The sequence below is a fragment of the Flavihumibacter sp. genome (assembly GCF_036676075.1).
In the GTDB taxonomy this organism is placed as follows: domain Bacteria; phylum Bacteroidota; class Bacteroidia; order Chitinophagales; family Chitinophagaceae; genus Flavihumibacter.
The window spans coordinates 333,363-354,475 of sequence record NZ_JAKFDQ010000006.1; the positions used below are offsets into that span (position 1 = coordinate 333,363).

Below are 21,113 nucleotides of genomic sequence, written 5' to 3' on the forward strand. Positions count from 1 at the left end.
TTAATTGGGTATTATTGCAGGATGGCAACGGTGATGCTTATCGTATACTGGTTCAGCCTGCTGGTTGTGCTCTACACCTATATTGGGTATGGCATGGTGATGGCGATGCTGGCGCGTATTCGAAACAGGCCTGCTCCCATGCCCCTGAAAGAGGAAGATCTCCCTGCCGTTACCATTCTCATCCCGGCTTATAATGAAGCGGATATACTGGGGCCCAAGATCAGGAATACCCTCCAGCTGAATTATCCCAAGGAACTCTTACAGGTGATCGTGATCACGGATGGATCGGATGATGGCAGCGACATAATTGTTCATGCATTCCCGCAGGTGATGGGCATGCACCAGGCAGCCAGGGAAGGAAAGGCCATGGCCATAAACCGGGCGATGCAAAGGGTGGAGGGAAGCATTACCGTTCTCACCGATGCTAATGCAATGGTTGACCCTGCCAGTCTTCGTTTACTGGTGGCCCATTTTGCTGATAGCAGGGTGGGAGGGGCTTCCGGTGAAAAGCGCATCGCTTCTCCTGCTGCCGATGGGGTGAGTGCAGGCGGGGAGGGACTTTACTGGATCTATGAATCATGGTTAAAAGAGCAGGATGCCGCGGTGCAGACCCTCGTAGGGGCGGCAGGGGAGCTTTTTGCTTTCCGCACAGCGCTGTTTCAGCCCTTTGAACCTGATACTATCCTCGATGATTTCATGTTATCGCTCAGGATCTGCCTCAAAGGCTATCGCATTGCCTATGAGGCCGGGGCAACTGCTACCGAAACAGGATCGGTATCGCTGGCAGAGGAGCAGAAAAGAAAAGTACGTATAGCTGCAGGAGGGTACCAGTCGATGGTGCGGCTTAAAATGCTGCAGGCTGCCCGGCACAAACCCATGCTATTATTTCAGTATATCAGTCACCGCGTACTACGGTGGACCGTCACGCCTCTCTGCCTGATACTTTTACTGGTTTCCAACCTGGTGCTGGTTATACAGGACATGGGTGGTTTTTATTCCTTCAGCTGCTGGATGCAATTCCTATTTTATTTAGCGGCCACGGCTGGCTGGCTGGGGGCACTTATTAATAGAAAATGGCCCATCGTCAGCGCCATATACTATTTTGTTTTCATGAATTGGTCAGCCATTTTGGGTGGGATCATGTACCTCTCAGGAAAACATTCTGCCACCTGGGAAAAGTCAAAACGTTTGAACCTGCCCGTTAAGGAAAACCAGGCTGGGTAAAGCTATTGTGAGAGATTCACAATGGTGCATAAATAATTGTGGCAAAAGATTTTGATTAACCGAAAAGAGTGCTAATTTTACCTCACAATAGTCCTATTCAAATCCGCTATAATCTCGCTTGCTATTCCACGAATCCTAAGAACTCGCCTGAAAACGGTATCTGATTACAAGTATTGCTGGCTCATTACAAATTGAAATGAAAGTTTCAATGGCGTCGAATACCTTATGAAATCATAGCCGTTCCAATTGCATTCCTATTGAAAGATTGAGTTTAACCGCTTAATTATTCAATGATGAGAAGAAAGATACTCGTGATCACCGGTAGTAATGCTATCAGGTTTTTATTGCAGACAGTTTTACAGGATAGGTATTCTACCCTGACCGCCTCCGGTGCTGGCGATGCCATGCAGTGGATGTCAAGGTCAACCTTTCCTGATGCTATCATAATGGACTCCAGTCTCCCCGACCTTGAAAATTGGGAGCTTGTTGAATACTTCAAGACCAGCGGGCTTTACAAGCACATACCTATTATAGTCATATCAGCATTACCGGAAGAAGAGATCATTTCCGCATGCGATGAATATGGTATTGATGCATGGTTCAAAAAGCCCTTTAATCCGATCGATCTCCTCCAAAAGTTGGAAAGCCTGTTACACGTACCGTCAGCCAGGGGGCCAGTAAGCCTCAAAGTAGTCTGACTATTACCTAACAGAAAACTAGTACCTGAATGGAACAAACTTTACACTTAACACATCCATCACCACAAACTGCTACCTACAAAAGGTATTCTGTTTTCCGCGAACCGGAAACGGCCCCTGTTGTGAAGATTCACTCCCGTGAATTCTTTTACATCGGCAGAAATACCCGCCGTATCGATTACCTGGTGAATCTTTTCGATGGTGGCTATGCTGCCGAAACTATCAACAAAGGCATTACCATCCTGCAAAGGCTTGAAAGCGGGCAGAAAATTGTTCCTGCAGCTTTTATTATCGACAGCAGCACTGCGCTCAGTGAAGTTGAAGTATTATCTAAATACCTCGCCTCCATGGAAAGGTTCCGGGCTATACCTGTTATCATGGATAGCAGTGATACAAGTCGCGATTACGGTGACCCATCCCTGCTGATGCATCTTTTTGATGATATCACCGATACCCGTAAGGCCGATGCAAAATTGCTTCATCGCATCAGCTTCCTGCAGAAAGTAAAAGCCCGCCGTATTGCCCAACAGGCTAAAAAGCCGGTTTACAATTATGCTGATTCCTTCACCGGAATGGGCCCTACAGGAAGAAGGATCTTTGATATCAGCATTGCCTTACTCGCAATAGCGATAACCTTTCCCGTTATGCTTCTGATAGCAATTGCCATCAAGCTGGAAAGCAAAGGCCCCGTATTGTATATCTCCAAAAGAGCAGGCAAAGGATACCGGATCTTCAATTTCTTCAAATTCCGTACAATGAAGTGTGGTGCTGAATCACAGCTCGACCAGCTCAGGCACCTCAATGTATTCAATGAAGAAAAGGGAAAGGTGTTTTTCAAGGTTACGGATGATCCGAGGGTTACCCGCATTGGTAAGTTCCTGAGGAACTCAAGCCTTGATGAACTTCCACAATTATTTAATGTATTGCTGGGTGATATGTCGATAGTTGGTAACCGTCCCCTGCCACTTTATGAAGCAGCCATGCTCACAACGGATGAATGGAGTGAACGCTTTTTGGCACCGGCCGGAATGACCGGACTTTGGCAGATCCGTAAAAAAGACCGACATTTCATGTGTGTTCAGGAAAGAATCAACCTGGATATAACGTATTCTAAAAAGCAAAATTTCTTTTTTGATCTCTGGATCATTGCTAACACACCACCAGCGCTTATCCAGAAAGCCAATGTCTGAGCAAATTGCTAACCTTTCTTCACATCGCGGGACTTATCCTGTTCATTTACCTGTTTTGCAGTATATCCTACCTGCTGGTGATTGCTATTGCAGGAATGCTATACCGGGAAAACCTCCCGCCACCGGCATCGCGATTTGCGAGGATAGCCATCCTTATACCGGTTTTTAAAGACGACCATGTTATTGAACATACTGTGTCAGAAGCCCTTAATCATGATTATCATGAAGGGCTTTTTGACGTTATAGTAATAGCAGATTCGCTGAAGCATTCCACCATCGCTAAACTCAGGCAGATGGGAGCAACGGTGCTGGAAGTTGCGGCAGGTATGAAGGCAAGATCAATCCACGCAGCCTTGTCTGTTCTTCCTGATGATAAGTATTCACTGGTGATGATATTGGATGCCGACAATATCATGAAACCCGAATGCCTTAACCTGGTGAATGATTATTACCAGGCGGGTCATCTCGCCATACAATGTCATCGCACTGCAAAAAATGAACAGAATCCTGTTGCCAGGCTCGATGCCATCAGCGAGGAGATCAATAACCATCTGTTCAGGCTGGGTCCGCAGGCACTTGGATTTTCCGCTGCTCCCTGCGGCTCAGGGATGGCATTTGAGATAGGACTTATCCGATCAATATTTGATTATCCGGGTATACTGGATAATCCGGGGGAGGACCGTGAAATTGATATGCAGCTTTTAAAGCGTGGCATACGCATGCATTATATTCCGGATGCCTGGGTGCTTGATGAGAAAGTTGCCAGCCATGATGTTTTCCAGAAGCAAAGGGTAAGATGGCTGGAAGCGCAATGGTATCACCTCCGGCGTTTCCTTGAACCTGATATGAAGGGAATTAAAATTAACCGGCAATATGTAAATAAGCTGGTGCAAAATCTTTTGCTCCCCCGCTCACTCTATATGGTCGTATTCAGCGGCATAATAGTATTGCTGATATTACGCTATGCTACCGGCAAACATTTTATGTTTCCTATTGCAGGGTGGTGGCTCAGCCTGCTACTATTCTTTGTTCTGACCCTGTGCATGGCAATGCCATCCCGGTTCTTTTCATCTGCCACTATCCGTGCACTGCTGGCATTACCGCTGTTGATTATCTCGATGCTGCGCGCCGTGTTCAGCATGCAGCGCTCCCGGAAAGAATTCCTGCATACCCCCAAATCATATACCAGTACAGCAAATCACGAAGAATAGTTTCCAGCCACTTATTTTTGCATCAAACCAACCATTCCGTATCAGTTTTGATGCCACCATATTATCGAGCTCCATTGAATACCTGAAAGGTGTTGGTCCCCTGCGTGCCGACATCCTCAAAAAGGAACTCAATATTTTCACCTTCAAGGACCTGCTTGATCATTTTCCCCTTCGGCATATTGATAAAACGATTGTGAACCCGATCAGCTCGGTGCATCCTACATCAGAATATGTACAGGTTGCCGGTACTATTATCAGCACTTCAGTAATAGGTGAGAACCGCGCCAAGCGCCTGGTGGCAAAGATCCGCGATGCCAGTGGTGAGATGGACCTGGTATGGTTCCAGGGTATACACTGGATCCAGAAGGGATTGCAGGTGGGGCAGGCATATCTTGTTTTTGGAAGGGCAGGCTTCTTCAATGGTGTTCCGCAGATCACCCATCCGGAGATGGAGCCCTGGGATCCTTCGCGCGCAGGAGGAAAGGCCTTTCTTGAGCCGGTATATCCAAGTACAGAAAAATTAAAAGCAAAAAACCTGGGGGGAAGGCAACTCGGTAAACTGACCTACTCTCTGCTGGCATCATTGAAAGAGGCTGACCTTCCTGAGAACCTGCCGGATTCTTTCATAAAGGAATTTAATTTTCCATCGCGGTTCGAAGCTTATAGCCAGATACATTTCCCTTCTTCCGAATTGGCGTATAAGCAGGCCCGTGAGCGACTCGTTTTTGAAGAACTATTTATTGCACAGCTCAGGCTGGCGCTGATCAGGCTGCAAAGACATCGCTATTCAAAAGGCGTAGTGTTTGCACAGGTGGGGAAGCTTTTCAATAACTTTTATCATAACTATCTGCCCTTTGAATTAACGGGTGCACAAAAAAGAGTGCTTAAGGAGATCAGGCAAGATATGGCCCAGGGCAAACAGATGAACCGCCTTCTGCAGGGAGATGTAGGCAGTGGTAAAACCATGGTGGCATTATTGAGTATGCTGCTGTCAGCCGATAATGGATTTCAGAGCAGCCTGATGGCACCCACCGAGATCCTCGCCACACAGCATTATCATGGCATCAGCGAACTGCTGAAGGATATGCCGGTGCAGGTGGCCTTGCTTACGGGATCAACAAAAGCTGCAGAAAGACGACGTATATTAAAAGGACTTGAAGAAGGAGAAATACATTTTATCATTGGCACCCACGCCATACTGGAGGACAAGGTTAAATTTCATTCCCTTGGCCTTGCCATTATTGATGAGCAGCACCGCTTTGGCGTAGCACAGCGGGCAAAACTCTGGAAGAAGGCAGCCATCCCCCCACATATACTGGTGATGACGGCAACGCCTATCCCAAGAACGCTGGCCATGACAGCCTATGGCGATCTTGATTATAGCGTAATAGATGAATTACCGCCCGGCAGGCAACCTATTACCACGGTTCATCGTTATGAGCATGCAAGGGCTAGCGTGATGGATTTCATCAGGGCGGAAATTGACAAGGGCCGGCAGGCATATATAATATTTCCATTAATTGAAGAATCAGAAAAGCTGGACCTGGAAAACCTGATGCGTGGTTATGAAAATGTGAAAGCATTTTTTCCTGAACCCAAATTCTGGATCAGTATGGTGCATGGCCGGCAGGCTCCCGATGTGAAGGAAACCAACATGCAACGCTTTGTTCAAAATGATACTCACATAATGGTGTCAACAACAGTGATTGAAGTGGGAGTGAATGTTCCGAATGCAACGGTGATGGTGATTGAGAGCGCGGAGAAGTTTGGATTATCACAGCTTCACCAGCTTCGGGGAAGGGTAGGAAGGGGTGCCGATAAAAGTTTTTGCATATTATTAACAGGCCCTAAAATAACCAACGATGCCCGTGAACGGTTGAAGACAATGTGTTCAACGAATGATGGTTTTCTGATTGCTGAAAAGGACCTTGAACTTCGCGGCCCGGGTGATATTGAAGGAACCCGGCAGAGCGGATTACTGAATTTTAAACTGGCTGATATTTTGCAGGATAAAAGCTGGCTCGACGCGGCCAAACAGCGTGCACAGTTGCTGATAGAAACGGATCCGACCCTTGACCTGCCCTTACATCAAAGGCTGAAAGGCTACCTTCAGATGCAGAAAGGAAAACTGGCATGGAGCAAGATCTCGTAGATTAGAAGCGCTGGTTTAATTCGATTATTTGATGTAAATTCAATAGACCTTGGTAAAGTATTTCCACATATTTTTTCTGGCCGCCCTATGTACCACCTCGGCCCTCGCCCAAAAGAATACGAACAATATTGAGTTCGTTGAAAACAAAGGGCAATGGGATAAATCTGTAACATTCATGGGTGACCTTGGCAACGGTGCGTTCTTTTTGCAACGTACCGGCTTCACTGTTGTTCAGCACCACCCTGAAGATCTTGCCAACCTCGCCGCGCTTACCCATGGCCATGCCCATGATGGTGCTAAAGGCCCGGGTGGTGGCGCAGGAGGTGGCGGTGGAGATAACAAGGCAAGCGCAAAAAATAAGACAGCAGCACCTTCCGAATTACCCAAAGGCACCATCAGGATCCGCTCCCATGCATATCGCATGGTATTGGAAGGGATGAATCCCTCAATGATAGTTGAAGGCTCAAAGCCATTGCCTTCCTACAACAACTATTTTATCGGTAATGATCCTTCTGCCTGGGCAGGCAATTGCCGCATATTCAATACCGTTACTTACCGGAATGTATACCCGAATATTGACATGCGCTATTTTACTGATGAGGGTATGACGAAATATGAATTCATCGTTCATCCGGGTGGTGATCCTTCGGCTATTGTTATGCGTTACGACGGCGCCACCGGCCTCAGCACAAGCAAGGGCGAGCTCGTTATTAAGACAAGTGTAGGTGAAGTAAGGGAGATGCCTCCTTTCACTTACCAGAATACGGCAAAGGGCCGGACTACCATTGAAGCGAGATACCAGCTCCGCAACAACACCGTGAAGTTCGCCCTCGGCGATTATGATAAAAAGAATACGCTTATTATTGATCCCACCCTGATCTTCGCCACCTTCACCGGTAGTCGCGCAGACAACTGGGGTTATACCGCTACCTATGGTGGCGATGGTTCACTTTATAGCGGTGGTATCGTTTTCGGAACCGGCTTCCCTGTTTCACCCGGTGCATTCCAGCAAAGCTTTACCGCTACTACTGATACCAATCCTTTCAATATGGGCATCATGAAATTTGATGCTACCGGAACACAAAGGGTATATGCAACTTATTTAGGGGGTACATCCAGCGACCAGCCCCATAGTCTTATTGTAGATGGACAGGGAAACCTGATCATCGGTGGCAGAACAAGTTCTTCTGACTACCCCGCCTTTCGTTCCCTTGGACCAACGGGTGGTGGTACACTGTCAGGATATGATATCGTTCTTACAAAACTGAATGCAGCAGGTACAGCACTGGTTGGTTCACTGCGCATTGGTGGTAGTGGTGACGATGGTTTTAATACTGCCGACAGTCACCGCGAGAATCCAAGAGGCCTGTTGAATTTTTATGGTGATGATGCCCGCAGTGAAGTGATGCTCGATAACAGTGGTAATATTTATCTCGCTTCCTGCACGCAATCCGACAATTTCTATACAACTGCCAATGCACCTTTCCGCTCACTGAGAGGAAAGCAGGATGCAGTTCTTATCAAAGCAAGGGGCGACCTTTCTGACCTCACCATGTGTACCTATTTTGGTGGTGATAGTCTGGATGCCGCTTATGTGGTTGGTATCAATCCCAATGGCGGTGATATCTGGATCGCAGGGGCAACCATGAGTAATAACTTTCCGGGAGATAAATCAGGAACGCTTGGACAAACATTCGGGGGTTATCGCTCCGATGGTTTCATAGCCATATTTTCTTCCGACGGGTCTGTATTGAAGAAGTCAACCTTTATTGGAACAGCTGCAACAGATGCTGTTTTGGGATTTGAATTTGACCGCGATGGCGATCCCTATGTGATGGGGGTTACCTATGGTAACTGGAATATTATAAATGCACCTTATGGCAGGGCAGGAGCCAAACAGTTCATAGGCAAATTGAAGATCGATCTCTCTGAATGGGTCTATACCACTACCTATGGTACCACTTCAGCGCTACCCAATATTTCGCCGGTGGCATTCCTGGTTGACCGATGTGAAAATATTTATGTGAGTGGCTGGGGCGGAACCAACCTCGCTGATTTCCCCATGGCAGGTACCATCGGGATGGAAGTAACACCCGATGCACTTAAACGGACCACCGACAATAACGATTTCTATTTTATAGTAATAAAGCGCGATGCCACGGAACTGATGTATGCCACCTTCTTTGGACAGGATGGTAATTTCTCAGAGCATGTGGATGGCGGAACAAGTCGCTTCGACCAGAATGGAATTATCTACCAGGCCATGTGTGCCAACTGTTATAGCAGCGCTATAGGAAGTCCGCGTCCGCGCTTCCCCGTTTCAGGAGGTGCCTGGTGTTGCTCCAATGGATTTTCAGGAGCTAATGGAACCGGCAATGGTGCTGAGTGTAACCTTGCTGCCCTTAAGATCGCCTTCAATTTTGCAGGCGTTGGATCGGGTGTGTCATCCTATATCAATGGCGTTTATGATACCTCGGGATGTGTTCCCCTCACCGTTAAACTTATTGATACCGTCCAGAATGCACAGAGTTATATCTGGAATTTCGGGGATGGTTCTGCCGATACTTCCACTACCTCGGTTGAAGTGGAGCATACCTATACTTCGGTGGGTGATTTCAGGGTAAGATTGATCGCCATTGATTCAACCAGTTGTAATATTCGTGATACATCTTTCCTTACAATAAGGGTTCGTGCCGATGAGGCGCTACTTGATTTCACAGCAACGAAATTGCAACCCTGTGAATCGCTTTCTTTCCGGTTTGATAACCTCTCTGTGCCTTCTCCTGGAAAAGCGTTTACGGATACCAGTTTCCTCTGGGATTTTGGTGATGGAACAAGAGTAATTGCAGGTACCGCACCTGTTAATCATAATTATATTTCTGCCGGCACTTACCAGGTAAGGCTGCTGTTGCGGGATACTATATTCTGTAATGGCGGCGACTCATTGATGAAAGAATTTAATCTGGCCCCACTGGTTGTTGCAAGCTTTGAAATGCCCGATGGTTGTGCACCTTACACGGCACCAATTGTCAATACTTCAATAGCTGGGCAAACATATTTCTGGGATTTCGGGGATGGTACAACATCAACGGATAAAGAGCCGGTGAAGGAATTTCTTAACCCGGGTACCTTCCGCGTGAAGCTGGTAGTGACCGATCCCAACACCTGTAATATTTCTGATTCGGCTTTCAGGAATGTGATCGTACAATCGGCTCCGGTGGCTGGTTTTACTCATTCGCCAGTTACGCCCATAGAGAATACGCCTACCACCTTCACCAATACATCATCGGCCGATGCTATTGATTTCCTCTGGCAGTTTGGAGATGGTGATAGCTTAAGGACCGCCAGCAGGGCGCCTATTGACCACCAGTATAACAGAACAGGAATATTTGATGCCTGTCTGGTAGCATTTAACCAAACAGGATGTGCTGACACCATCTGCCTACCGGTAGAGGCTCTGGTGATCCCGAGAATTGATATTCCTAATGCATTTACGCCATTAGGTCCCGCCCCTAATAACCAGATCGTGGTGAGGGGTTATGCGATCGGTCGGATGAAATTCATCATATTCAACCGTTTCGGGCAGAAGGTATTTGAATCAAATAGTTTGAAGATTGGATGGGACGGCCGCTTCAATGGCGTGCTGCAACCAATGGATGTATATGCCTATGTGCTGGATGTTGAATTTACCGATGGCACTAAGGCAACCAAAAAAGGGGATATCACCCTGATCCGGTAACCATTAATGAAATGACGATGATTAGCAAGAGGATGCCAATGAAAAGGTTATGGATGATCTGCCTGGTAATGACAGGTTTCACAGTTGTTGCGGATGCGCAGGACCTGAGATTTTCTCAGTGGTTCAATTCGCCATTGACCACCAACCCGGCCAATACAGGATTTATTCCTGATGCGGACTACCGTATAGGCGCAAACTATCGCAGCCAGTGGGTGAATATAATGTCGGTGCCTTACAAGACCATCAGTGTTTTCGGGGATGCGCAGGTATTCAGAAATCGTATTGAAACAGGGTGGCTGGGTCTTGGCGGCGTTTTACTTCGTGATGTTGCTGGCAGTGGTAATCTTACCTCTACCAAATTTTATGGCTCGGTGGCCTATCACCAGATGCTTGGTTATTCGAGCCTGCTTTCTGCCGGCTTTAACGTGGGCTATGCCAATAAGCGCATTGATCCCACCCGGCTAAAATTCCCTGATCAGTTTAACCAGTCGACAGGATTTTTTGATGCGGGCATCCCCACCAATGTGGTATTTAACTCTACAAGCACCAGTTATGTTGACCTGCAGGTGGGAATGAACTATGCCTATTTTCCCAGCGATAAATTATATGTGAATGCCGGTTTCTCGGTACATCACCTCAACCGTCCGAAAGAAACATTTTTTGCAGAAGATGGATTCGATAACAGGCTCTCGCCTCGTTATATCGGATTTGTAAATGCCAGTTATAAGGTGAATGATCTCGTTATTGTTAACCCTATGGCCTATTACACCACACAGGCATCTGCATCCGAGCTGGTTGGAGGTGCTTCTGCCAACTATAATCTCAGTGGTGATGGTACCACGCAGTTGATCGGTGGACTTTACTATCGCGCGGGTGAATCCATTATTCCGCTGGTAGGATTTCAGTGGAATAATTTCAGGATGAGCTTCAGCTATGATGTTACCACTTCAGCACTATCGGCCTATAACGGTTCCCGGGGTGCCATCGAGTTCTCTCTCATCAAGCATGGCTTTTTCGATGAGTTCCAGGGAAACCAGCGCCAGAGTCTCTGCCCGGTATTTTAGGTCCGGCACCATTTCACATGCCTTTTTTCATTGATTGCCTGAATTATCCGAGTTTTACAGGGTGAACCGGTTTTAATTCAGAAACTATGAAGAAAATTATTTGCTTACTGCTGTTTGCTGCATTTTGTACTGGCGTCAATGCCCAGGATAGTACTGCTGTAGAAAAAGAAGCTGAAACGGAGAAGAAAGGTTTTGATAAGAGCAGGTTGTTCTTTGGTGGAAATTTCGGATTGAGTTTCGGTAATTATACACTTATCAATATCTCTCCGCAGGTGGGTTATCGCTTCAATAATTATTTCGCAGCCGGCATTGGCATCAATGCACAGTATTCACAATTTCGTGATCGCTATAATGGTGAAACTATTTCGCGTGAAAGTTATGGCGTGGCCGGTATGAATATTTTCGGCCGGTTTTATCCCATCCGCCAGGGCTTCGTTCAGCTACAGCCCGAAATGAATTATATCTGGGGTAAATACAAATACTATCCAACAGATGTTGAATATTCACTCAATGGTAAGATCCTTCCTTCTTTACTTGCAGGGGCAGGTGCTGTACTTCCTGTTGGCGGGGCTGTGAACATGATCATCTCCGCGCAATACGATCTGCTATACAAGGCGTCCAGCAATTCCAATCCCGGTACCCCCTACGGCAACCGGGTATTCTACAGCATAGGTTTTAATATCGGCCGCTGAGGTTACCCGCCGGCCTTTAATGTGTCAGACACCTATCACGCTGGCTATTGAATCTTATTGAAAAGTTCAACCGGGTTATTGCAGATGATGATCCTTTCTTCCACCGGCTCGTAGAGGAAGTTCTCCTTTTCTGCATGGCGAAGGAACTGGATCAGTGAATTATAGTATCCTGCGCTGTTGAGTATATATATCTTTTTGTCGTGGATCTTTAGCTGGTTCCAGGTAAGCATTTCGAATAGTTCGTCCATGGTACCAAATCCTCCGGGGAGGATGATGGCGGCGTCACTCATTTCATACATCATCTTTTTTCGACTGTGCATATCCGGTACAATGGCGAGATCGGTAAGCGATTCATGTTGTTGTTCCCATTCGGTCAGAACTTTCGGAATAACACCCATCACTTCACCGCCATGCTTAAGAACAGAATCAGCTATGGCGCCCATCAATCCTTTTTTACCACCACCATATACCAGCCTGATATTAAGCATGGCCAGCAGTTTACCGAGTTCTGCTGTATGCTGTTTGAACAAAGGGTTGGATCCTGCCTGCGACCCGCAAAAAACTGCTATGGCTTTTATATTCATAGATTAATTGTACTAAAGTAATTGTATTAACGGTTAATTTGTAGCTTATTTCAGAAAAATCTTACTGCATGTCGCCAACCTTGTTGTTCTCTTTTGTAATCGCGTATTTTGTTTTATTGCTTGTGGTGGCCTGGTATACATCCCGGAATGCCAATAACGAAAGCTTTTTTATCGGCAACAAAAGTTCCAACTGGATGCTGGTTGCATTTGGCATGATCGGCACCTCGCTGAGTGGTGTAACTTTTGTTTCTGTTCCCGGTACAGTTTCAACCAATGCATTCATGTACATGCAGGTAGTGGCGGGATATTTCCTTGGATATATCGTTATCGCCTATGTGTTGCTACCCCTTTATTACAGGCTGAACCTCACATCCATCTATCATTACCTGCAACAACGATTCGGCTTCACAGCCTATAAAACCGGGGCTTTATTTTTCATCATATCAAGAACTATCGGCGCAACAGCAAGACTATACCTGGTGATCAACGTGATGCAGCTTTTCATCCTAGATAATCTGGGTGTACCCTTTGTAGTTACTGCTTTCGTCATTTTGCTGATGATACTGCTCTATACATTTGAAGGAGGCGTAAAGACCATCGTGTATACTGATACATTACAAACAAGCTTCATGTTACTTGGACTTGTTGTATGTGTCATTTATATAATGAACAGCCTTGGATATGGACTGGGAGAAGCAATGCAGGCGCTCTCCGCAAAAGGATATACCGATATGATGAACACTGATGTTAACAGTAAAGGATTCTTCCTGAAACAGGTGATCGGTGGAGCATTCATCACTATTGCCATGACCGGGCTCGACCAGGAAATGATGCAAAAGAATATCAGTGTAAAGACACTAAAAGACTCCCAGAAAAACATAATGACGTTTAGCGTGGTGATCGTATTTGTAAATTTCTTATTCCTGCTGTTGGGAGGCTTACTTTATATCTATGCTGCCAATAAGGGAATGGATGTAAAGGGGGATGATCTTTTTCCAACCATCGCACTCAGCTATCTTCCACCGGCCATAGGAATCATCTTCATCATTGCACTGATATCAGCCTTGTTCCCAAGTGCAGATGGAGCACTCACTGCATTAACATCCAGTTTCTGTATTGATATACTTGGCATCAGGAGAAACCCGAATCTCACCGAGAAACAACAGAAGCGTATACGCATGACCGTTCACCTCACATTTTCCGTGATCTTCATGATCTGCATCTTCATCTTTAAGTGGATCGATAACAAATCGATCATCGGAATCATCCTCGATCTTGCAGGCTATACCTATGGGCCATTACTCGGTTTATTTGCTTTTGGGTTGCTCACCAAAAGGACCTTCCCTGACAATTTTATTGTTACCATTATCTGCCTGCTATCCCCCTTTATCAGTTACCTGATAAGTAAGTTTGCTGCGGATTACCTGGGTGGCTACCAGATTGGTATAGAGCTCTTGCTGATCAATGGTTTGATCACCTTCCTGGGGCTGTTAATGATTTCAAAAAAATCAACCGGGTTACAAACTATCTAAAGAAAATATACGTTCTTAATATTGTATAACTACGATGCCATCCATGTTCTGAATGGGTGGCATTGTTGTCTCCAAACCTTAAAAAGAAGAAAATGAATGACACGATAAGGATGAACAAGCAAAGGCGGTGGAGTGAATCAAAAGCACATTCTAGCTGGCAGATCTTTAAAATAATGGCGGAGTTTGTAGATGGATTTGAAGCGTTGGCCAAATTAGGTCCCTGTATATCCATCTTTGGGTCTGCCCGCACCCAACCGGGCCATGCATCTTATGAATTAACGGTAGACATCTCCCAGAAGCTTGCCGGGGAGGGATTTGGTATCATTTCGGGTGGCGGACCGGGTATCATGGAAGCCGCCAACAAAGGCGCCCAGCTGGGCGGTGGTAAATCGGTGGGATTGAATATTGAGTTGCCCTTTGAGCAGCATGCCAATCCCTATATTGACCGCGACGCCAATCTCAATTTTGAATATTTCTTTGTGCGCAAAACTATGTTTACCAAGTATTCGCAGGGATTTGTGATGATGCCCGGCGGATTTGGGACCATGGATGAATTCTTTGAAGTTGCCACGCTGATCCAGACCGGTAAGATGTTGCAAGTACCCCTGATTTTAGTGGGAAGGGATTATTGGGCCGGACTCATGGAATGGTTGCAGCATACGATGCTGAAGGAGGCTTATATTTCAGGAGATGACCTGGAGCTCCTGAAAGTTGCGGATACCGCGGAGGAAGTTGCCGAGCATGTTTTGCATTTCTATAGTAAACATCCGCTACAGCCGAACTTCTAAGGGAGTATAAATAGGCAGGAAGCCTTATTTTTGCCATAATGGATTCATTAGACCTGGTCAACCCTCTGGCGAATGTGTATGCTGAGAAGTTCAGTTCACCCGAGCCGGAGTTATTGAAAAATATTGCGGAGGAAACAAATAGTACCCATCCGCAGGCGCATATGCTGAGTGGCCACCTGCAGGGAAGGTTGCTGGCAATGCTTAGCAGGTTGGTACAACCGAAATATATTCTGGAGGTTGGCAGTTTCACAGGATATAGTGCGCTCTGCCTTGCAGAGGGACTTGTGCCGGGAGGTGAGTTACATACCATTGAATTAAGAAATGAAGAGGCAACTGTTGCGAGGAGAAATTTTAACTTGTCGCCCTATGCCGGTCAGATAATTTTACATGAAGGGTTGGGCACGGAAATCATTCCGGTTTTAGACCGCCCCTGGGACCTGGTTTTCATAGATGCCGATAAGACGGGCTATATTGATTATTATGAATTGGTTGTTCCGCAATTACGCAATGGCGGATTGATCATCGCCGATAATGTCCTGTTTCATGGACAGGTACTTGAAAACCCACCCAGTGGAAAAAATGCTAAAGCAGTGCAGGCTTTTAATGAGCATGTAGCGGCCGATGCACGAGTTGAGCGGGTGATGGTTACAATCAGGGATGGACTATTATTGTTGCAGAAAAAAAATATTACATGATCCGCACAGTATTGTTAACAGGGTTGGTTTTTTTCACCTTTACAATTGGATTGGCGCAAACCAATCCGGCTGTACTTGATTATATCAACACCTACCGGCAGGTTGCCATTGATGAGATGCAAAGAACCGGTGTTCCAGCGGCAATTAAACTTGCACAGGGAATACATGAGACCGAAGCGGGGAGGAGTGAACTGGTGCAGAAATCCAATAACCATTTCGGTATCAAGTGTAAGACTTCCTGGCAGGGCGAAAAAGTTTACCATGATGATGATGCCAGTGGCGAGTGCTTCCGAAGTTATGCTGCCGCGATTGAATCATATCGCGACCATTCAAATTTTCTAAAAAGCAACCAGCGATATTCTTTTCTTTTCCGCCTTGATCCTGCCGATTATAAAGGCTGGGCCTATGGACTGAAACAAGCTGGGTATGCCACCAATATCAAATATTCGCAATTGCTGATAAAGCTGATTGAAACCTATGACCTGCAGCAGTACAGCCTGATAGCCATGGGGAAGATACCGGCTCCTTCGGGCGTGTTAACAGGCATAAGACCACCGGCTGAAACAACAACTATTGCCGACGCACCTTCTATAACTTATCCTTCCGGCGTTTTTGAGATCAACGATACCAGAGTTGTATTTGTGAAAGCAGGCACATCATTACTGGCAGTTGCAAATGAGCATGATCTTACGCTTTCGCGCCTGCTTGATTTCAATGACATGACACCCGGTGAGGGAAATATTCTGGCGATGGATCAACTGGTGTATCTCCAGCGCAAGCGTAAAACCGGGGCTAATATTTTCAGGGTACTGAAACCGGGAGAAACAATCTACGACATATCACAGCAGGAAGGAATCCGCTATGAAAATATTCTGGAGCTCAACCATCTGCTGGCAGGTTCTGAGCCGGCGGAGGGAGAAAAGATTTATCTGCGCGAGAAAGCCCCCGCCCGGCCTCTACTTGCAGGAGAAACCAGGACCTTGCAGGAGCAGCCGGCAATAGCAGCGCAGGTTTCAAATGAGACAGAAACTTCAGCAGCAGCTACTATTACAACTGCAAAGCGAACAACCCATGTTGTTAGAAGTAAGGAAACTTTATATGGCATCAGCAAGAGATATGGTGTGAGCCAGGAACAGATCCGCGAATGGAATAAACTCGTGGGTGTGAGTCTGAGAACAGGACAGGAATTAATCATTTACACAAATTGAAATGACAGATATCCGGGTTAATGATAAGACGTTTGAGCCATACCTGACTGCGGAGGAGATCAATGGCCAGGTACAAAGACTGGCGTCGGAGATCAATCGTGATTATAAAGGCAAGAGGCCATTGTTCATACCGATTTTGAATGGTTCTTTTATGTTCGCCTCTGATCTTTTCAAGGCAATAAGTATTGATGCAGAGATCTGTTTTATCAAACTGGCTTCTTACAAGGGTACTAAATCAACCGGTCAGGTAGTTACAGCAATAGGTCTTGATATTGATATACATAACCGGCATGTGATTATTGTTGAAGATATAGTTGATACGGGTAAAACGTTGAGTGAATTTCTTCCCCAGCTTAATCACCAGCAACCAGCTTCACTTGAGTTAGCCGTCTTACTTCATAAGCCCGATGCTACTGAGTATCCTACACATATAAAGTATCTCGGCTTCAGCATCCCTAATAAATTTGTATTGGGATATGGGCTTGATTACGATGGCCTCGGTCGCAATATTCCTGAGATCTACCAGTTGAAGGAGCACTAGGTGGAAGCCTGCCCCCTTGACAATGCGTTTGGAATGATGTACCTTTCCCCCAGAAATAAAGACCCTGAAAACTGTACTTGCCATATTACTGGTATTTACCTCTATTTCCACCAGCGCCCAATTCTATTACCGGGGTGAAATAAAGGATGATGCAGGCAAAGCATTAGCCAACGTAAAGATGATGCTTCATGCCACTGGATATCTTTACTATTCAGGCACTTACGGCGGCTTTGGTATCACCTCCACCATTCTCAAAGATTCTGCTACACTTAGTCTCGAAGGCTATCAACCAATGACGGTTATGCTTGACAGCAGGAAGGAAAATAACTTCGTGATGAAGCTGATTTCCAAACAGGCAAAAAAGCAGGAGAAGAGATTGATGTCTGTAACCCGCGACCTTCATTCAAAGGATGGAACGCGCTTCAATGTAGGAGGTGAAACATACAGTAGCCTGGTGGAAAATAATTTCACCGATGCAAACCGATTCCCCCATACAGACTTTGCCATCAATACCGATAAGGCATCCTATAGCAATATCCGTCGCTTCCTGAATATGGGAAGTACTGTTCCGCACGATGCTGTAAGGATTGAGGAGATGCTCAATTACTTCAACCTTAATCATGTTGCACCCAGTGGTGAGGATGTTTTTCATCTCGATGCCAAACTCACTGCCTGCCCCTGGCAAGTCACCAATAAATTACTGTTGATAAAAGCTTCTGCAAAAAAACTTGATCTGGAAAATGTTGCCCCCAGCAACCTTGTATTCCTTATCGATATTTCCGGTTCCATGGATATGCCCAACAGGCTTCCATTATTGAAATCTGCCTTCAAGCTAATGGTTGACAATCTGCGCGCTATTGATACCGTATCAATTGTTGTATATGGCGGAAGTGTTGGCGTGTGGTTGAATCCTACCTCCGGTGCTGAAAAAGAAAAGATCCATAAAGCAATTGAGGGATTAGAACCCGGTGGTGCAACTGCCGGTGAGTCAGGAATTCGTGCTGCTTACCGGGTAGCTCAAAGCCAGTATATTCCCAAGGGTAATAACCGGGTGATACTAGCCACTGATGGTGATTTCAATGTTGGACAAACAAGTGAAGAAGACCTTGAGCGACTGATAACACAACAGCGTCAGCTAGGCATTTACCTTACCTGTCTTGGCGTGGGGATGGGTAATTATAAAGACTCGAAACTGGAAGTGCTTGCAAAGAAAGGGAACGGTAATTTTTCTTACCTCGATGATGAGAAGGAAGCAGAGAAAGTATTGGTGAGGGAGCTTACGCAAACCATGTATGCTGTAGCCGATGATGCCTTATTACACGTACGATTTAATCCATCACAGGTGGCTGAATATCGCTTACTTGGGTTTGATAACAAATATTCAGCTGTGTCTGATACAACCAGTGTGCTGGAAGGAGGGGAGTTAGGCTCAGGGCATACTTTAATGGCCATTTTTGAATTAGTGCCTGCTGCCACAGCCAAAGCAGAGGCATTGGAACTTGCAGACATATCGCTGACCTATAAAAAGCCAAAAGACAGTGTTCACAATGAAATAAGGAGCAAGGTTTATTCAACGGAAACAGCATTTGATCAGTTGCCGGCAGAATACAGGCTGGCAACAGGTGTGGCATTATTCGGATCGTTGCTTAAAGAATCCAAATTCACCAAACAGGCGAGTTGGAATGATGTGCAGAATATTGTGGTGCCGGTGGCAACCCAGGGCGACTTCCTTCAGCAGGAGTTTCTGTTGTTACTGGAGAAGGCAAAAAAAATCTATTATAAAGGGAAACCTCCAACCAGGTTAAGAAGCATATTTCGTTAGTTCCACTTCCTCTACTTCTGTTTTCAGGTGGTTAACAAAATACATGTCGATATCACCAATATTTTTCGCTGATATCTTACCACGGTAACTGCAGTCGTATTGATCCTTGATCAGTTCATATAATGTCTCTGAAATATTAACCTGTCCTATTTCCCCGGCACTTTCCATCCTGCTGGCAATGTTCACGGTACTGCCCCAGATATCGTAGGCATATTTCTTTTTACCCACCACACCGGCAACAACGGGACCAACATGTATACCTATGCGAAGTTCCCATGAACTGAGGCCTTTTTCGGCTCTCACCTTATTCCATCCACGCATAAATTCCAGGATCTCAAAGCTTGCCCTCACAATATTCATTACATGGTTAGGATCAGCGCGTGGAATACCGCCGGCACACATATAGGAGTCTCCGATGGTTTTTATCTTTTCCAGATTGTTGCGCTCTATGATATCATCAAATGCCATGAAACATTCATTGAGGGCAGCAACAACTTCCTGGGGTGAAAGGGCATCTGCCATTCGTGTGAACCCCTTAAAGTCTGTAAAAAGAACGGAGGCCTGCTCAAAATATTTTGGAGTGGCATTGCCTTCCTGTTGTAGTTCAGTGGCTACTTCAGCGGGAAGAATATTCAGCAAAAGGCCCTCGATCTCAGCCTTCTGGTGGTCAAGAAGTTTGTTTGTTTTTACTTTGGTGCGGTAATCACGATATAGTATTCCAATGATAAGGAATACCAATCCCAGTCCGGCTATGAGCCCGTTCTTTGCAATTTTCTGTCTTTTTAATTCCAAATCTTTTAGATCTTTATCCTTTGTCAACAGATCGATTTGTTTTTCCTTAATACCCACCTCATATTTTAGCTGCATGCTATCTGCTGCATATTTATAAAGTGAATCTGCGAGTTTTGCTGACAGGTTGCTGTAACGATATGCATTTTGATAATCATCAGTTGCATAATAAGCTTCTGAAAGTCCACGGTATGCCCTTTGTAATTCCGGTCCGGCTTTTATTTCCAGCGCAAGATCACTTGCCTTTGAAAAATAAAGCATGGATTTGCCCAGCAGGTCTTGCTTCTTGTAAAGGTTTGCCATAGAAAGTGAAGCCTGTGCCATAAATAATTTAGATCCGATTTCAGTGGCCTTTGCAAAAGCTTCTTCATGGTATTTTAATGCCAGATCGTTCTGTCCTTTTCTGGAATAAATCTTCCCGATATTATTCAGCAAATAAGGAAGTATCTCGTCATTGGGATGCAATAGTTCTTTGGCTTTAAAACAGTTGTAGAGAGCAGCAGAATCATTTTTCTGCTCATAATATACTTCTCCAAGATTAACATATGAAAGCCCCATATTGGCACTGTCCTTTATGAGTTCCCCTAATTTCAATGCTTTATTCAGGTAGTCAATGGCGAGGTCGTGTGTATTGGGTTTGGTCATATAAATGAGACCAACATTATTAAGTGCGGTTACTGTTCTTAATGTATCGCTGGCTTTTTGTGAGGCTTCCAGCGATTTAAAGAAAAACTCAATCGCACTGGAAAGATTACCCAGGTTATACTGAATTGAGCCGAGGTTATTCAGGATATTGGCAAGCCCTGCTTCATCCCTTATCTGCGCATAAAGTTTTTGTGCCTGCCTCCAGTTTTCATCAGCACGAATAAAATCACTCTTAATGAAGTGATGGAGACCTATGTTTTTGTATGCAAGTGCCTTTCCCTTATTGTATTTAATCTTATCAGAAAGAGTAACAGCTTGTTGAGCATAATCGAGGGCGGAAGGTGATTGAATGTCAGCTGCGGAAATCTGGTTCAGGAGATTGACTTTATTGGAATCTTCCTTTGATCTGCTGAGGAGTTGGATGAGGCTGTCAGTCCTGCTATCCTGTGCATTGGCCACAAAATGGGCATTTAGCATTACCATCAGCCCACACACCACAAATACAGTTCTGAACCTACCCATTCTTTCCATTTTATATA

The 21,113-nt window shown here is 45.5% G+C and carries 16 protein-coding genes; 14 read left to right on the forward strand and 2 right to left on the reverse strand.

Annotation, left to right across the window (positions count from 1 at the left end; genetic code table 11):
* Positions 1-21: 21 nt before the first annotated feature.
* From V6M43_RS01505 to V6M43_RS01540, 8 genes are all read left to right on the forward strand, one after another.
* Positions 22-1,224 carry a glycosyltransferase family 2 protein gene (locus tag V6M43_RS01505; RefSeq protein ID WP_332732280.1) on the forward strand — a complete coding sequence of 401 codons (1,203 nt, stop codon included), beginning with the start codon at positions 22-24 and terminating at the stop codon, positions 1,222-1,224.
* A 293-nt stretch (positions 1,225-1,517) separates the two neighbouring features.
* Positions 1,518-1,922, forward strand: a complete 405-nt coding sequence (locus tag V6M43_RS01510) for a response regulator (RefSeq protein ID WP_332732281.1) — start codon at positions 1,518-1,520, stop codon at positions 1,920-1,922.
* 29 nt (positions 1,923-1,951) lie between these two features.
* On the forward strand, positions 1,952-3,112 hold the full coding sequence (locus V6M43_RS01515) for a sugar transferase (RefSeq protein ID WP_332732282.1): 1,161 nt from the start codon (positions 1,952-1,954) through the stop codon (positions 3,110-3,112).
* 5 nt (positions 3,113-3,117) lie between these two features.
* Positions 3,118-4,323 carry a glycosyltransferase gene (locus tag V6M43_RS01520; protein ID WP_332732283.1) on the forward strand — a complete coding sequence of 402 codons (1,206 nt, stop codon included), beginning with the start codon at positions 3,118-3,120 and terminating at the stop codon, positions 4,321-4,323.
* Between the two features lie 58 nt (positions 4,324-4,381).
* On the forward strand, positions 4,382-6,475 hold the full coding sequence (gene recG / locus V6M43_RS01525) for an ATP-dependent DNA helicase RecG (protein WP_332732526.1): 2,094 nt from the start codon (positions 4,382-4,384) through the stop codon (positions 6,473-6,475).
* A gap of 49 nt (positions 6,476-6,524) precedes the next feature.
* The gene (locus V6M43_RS01530; RefSeq protein ID WP_332732284.1) at positions 6,525-10,214 is read left to right on the forward strand and encodes a DUF7948 domain-containing protein; all 3,690 of its coding nucleotides are present in this window, start codon (positions 6,525-6,527) and stop codon (positions 10,212-10,214) included.
* A gap of 38 nt (positions 10,215-10,252) precedes the next feature.
* Complete coding sequence (locus tag V6M43_RS01535) at positions 10,253-11,278, forward strand: PorP/SprF family type IX secretion system membrane protein (RefSeq protein WP_332732285.1); 1,026 nt, start codon at positions 10,253-10,255, stop codon at positions 11,276-11,278.
* A gap of 86 nt (positions 11,279-11,364) precedes the next feature.
* Positions 11,365-11,970 (forward strand): hypothetical protein, encoded by a 606-nt coding sequence (locus V6M43_RS01540; RefSeq protein WP_332732286.1) that lies wholly within the window; start codon positions 11,365-11,367, stop codon positions 11,968-11,970.
* Between the two features lie 44 nt (positions 11,971-12,014).
* Here V6M43_RS01540 and V6M43_RS01545 read toward each other — a convergent pair whose 3' ends face one another.
* Complete coding sequence (locus tag V6M43_RS01545) at positions 12,015-12,554, reverse strand: TIGR00730 family Rossman fold protein (protein ID WP_332732287.1); 540 nt, start codon at positions 12,552-12,554, stop codon at positions 12,015-12,017.
* Positions 12,555-12,622: 68 nt separating this feature from the next.
* On the opposite strand from V6M43_RS01545, the gene V6M43_RS01550 reads away from it, so the two are divergent.
* From V6M43_RS01550 to V6M43_RS01575, 6 genes are all read left to right on the forward strand, one after another.
* On the forward strand, positions 12,623-14,086 hold the full coding sequence (locus V6M43_RS01550) for a sodium:solute symporter (protein ID WP_332732288.1): 1,464 nt from the start codon (positions 12,623-12,625) through the stop codon (positions 14,084-14,086).
* Positions 14,087-14,178: 92 nt separating this feature from the next.
* Positions 14,179-14,874 carry a TIGR00730 family Rossman fold protein gene (locus tag V6M43_RS01555; RefSeq protein ID WP_332732289.1) on the forward strand — a complete coding sequence of 232 codons (696 nt, stop codon included), beginning with the start codon at positions 14,179-14,181 and terminating at the stop codon, positions 14,872-14,874.
* A gap of 38 nt (positions 14,875-14,912) precedes the next feature.
* Complete coding sequence (locus V6M43_RS01560; protein WP_332732290.1) at positions 14,913-15,569, forward strand: O-methyltransferase; 657 nt, start codon at positions 14,913-14,915, stop codon at positions 15,567-15,569.
* Entirely contained in the window at positions 15,566-16,777 is a 1,212-nt protein-coding gene (locus V6M43_RS01565; RefSeq protein ID WP_332732291.1) for a glucosaminidase domain-containing protein, read from the forward strand. Before V6M43_RS01560 ends, V6M43_RS01565 begins: the two co-directional genes overlap by 4 nt.
* 1 nt (position 16,778) lies before the next feature.
* The gene (gene hpt / locus V6M43_RS01570; RefSeq protein ID WP_332732292.1) at positions 16,779-17,318 is read left to right on the forward strand and encodes a hypoxanthine phosphoribosyltransferase; all 540 of its coding nucleotides are present in this window, start codon (positions 16,779-16,781) and stop codon (positions 17,316-17,318) included.
* A gap of 181 nt (positions 17,319-17,499) precedes the next feature.
* Positions 17,500-19,140 (forward strand): vWA domain-containing protein, encoded by a 1,641-nt coding sequence (locus V6M43_RS01575; RefSeq protein WP_332732293.1) that lies wholly within the window; start codon positions 17,500-17,502, stop codon positions 19,138-19,140.
* Here the strand turns inward: V6M43_RS01575 and V6M43_RS01580 are convergent.
* Entirely contained in the window at positions 19,120-21,096 is a 1,977-nt protein-coding gene (locus V6M43_RS01580; RefSeq protein ID WP_332732294.1) for an adenylate/guanylate cyclase domain-containing protein, read from the reverse strand. The two genes, V6M43_RS01575 and V6M43_RS01580, sit on opposite strands and share 21 nt — an antisense overlap.
* Between the last annotated feature and the right edge of the window lie 17 nt (positions 21,097-21,113).

What these genes read in the sequence shown, in the direction of transcription:
- V6M43_RS01550 (WP_332732288.1), top strand. Translation starts at nt 12,623, where the DNA reads ATGTCGCCAACCTTGTTGTTCTCTTTTGTAATCGCGTATTTTGTTTTA.
- V6M43_RS01535 (WP_332732285.1), top strand. Translation starts at nt 10,253, where the DNA reads ATGAAAAGGTTATGGATGATCTGCCTGGTAATGACAGGTTTCACAGTT.
- V6M43_RS01545 (WP_332732287.1), bottom strand. Translation starts at nt 12,554, where the DNA reads ATGAATATAAAAGCCATAGCAGTTTTTTGCGGGTCGCAGGCAGGATCC.
- V6M43_RS01565 (WP_332732291.1), top strand. Translation starts at nt 15,566, where the DNA reads ATGATCCGCACAGTATTGTTAACAGGGTTGGTTTTTTTCACCTTTACA.
- V6M43_RS01505 (WP_332732280.1), top strand. Translation starts at nt 22, where the DNA reads ATGGCAACGGTGATGCTTATCGTATACTGGTTCAGCCTGCTGGTTGTG.
- V6M43_RS01515 (WP_332732282.1), top strand. Translation starts at nt 1,952, where the DNA reads ATGGAACAAACTTTACACTTAACACATCCATCACCACAAACTGCTACC.
- V6M43_RS01540 (WP_332732286.1), top strand. Translation starts at nt 11,365, where the DNA reads ATGAAGAAAATTATTTGCTTACTGCTGTTTGCTGCATTTTGTACTGGC.
- hpt (WP_332732292.1), top strand. Translation starts at nt 16,779, where the DNA reads ATGACAGATATCCGGGTTAATGATAAGACGTTTGAGCCATACCTGACT.
- V6M43_RS01555 (WP_332732289.1), top strand. Translation starts at nt 14,179, where the DNA reads ATGAATGACACGATAAGGATGAACAAGCAAAGGCGGTGGAGTGAATCA.
- V6M43_RS01580 (WP_332732294.1), bottom strand. Translation starts at nt 21,096, where the DNA reads ATGGGTAGGTTCAGAACTGTATTTGTGGTGTGTGGGCTGATGGTAATG.
- V6M43_RS01575 (WP_332732293.1), top strand. Translation starts at nt 17,500, where the DNA reads ATGCTTCATGCCACTGGATATCTTTACTATTCAGGCACTTACGGCGGC.
- V6M43_RS01510 (WP_332732281.1), top strand. Translation starts at nt 1,518, where the DNA reads ATGAGAAGAAAGATACTCGTGATCACCGGTAGTAATGCTATCAGGTTT.
- V6M43_RS01560 (WP_332732290.1), top strand. Translation starts at nt 14,913, where the DNA reads ATGGATTCATTAGACCTGGTCAACCCTCTGGCGAATGTGTATGCTGAG.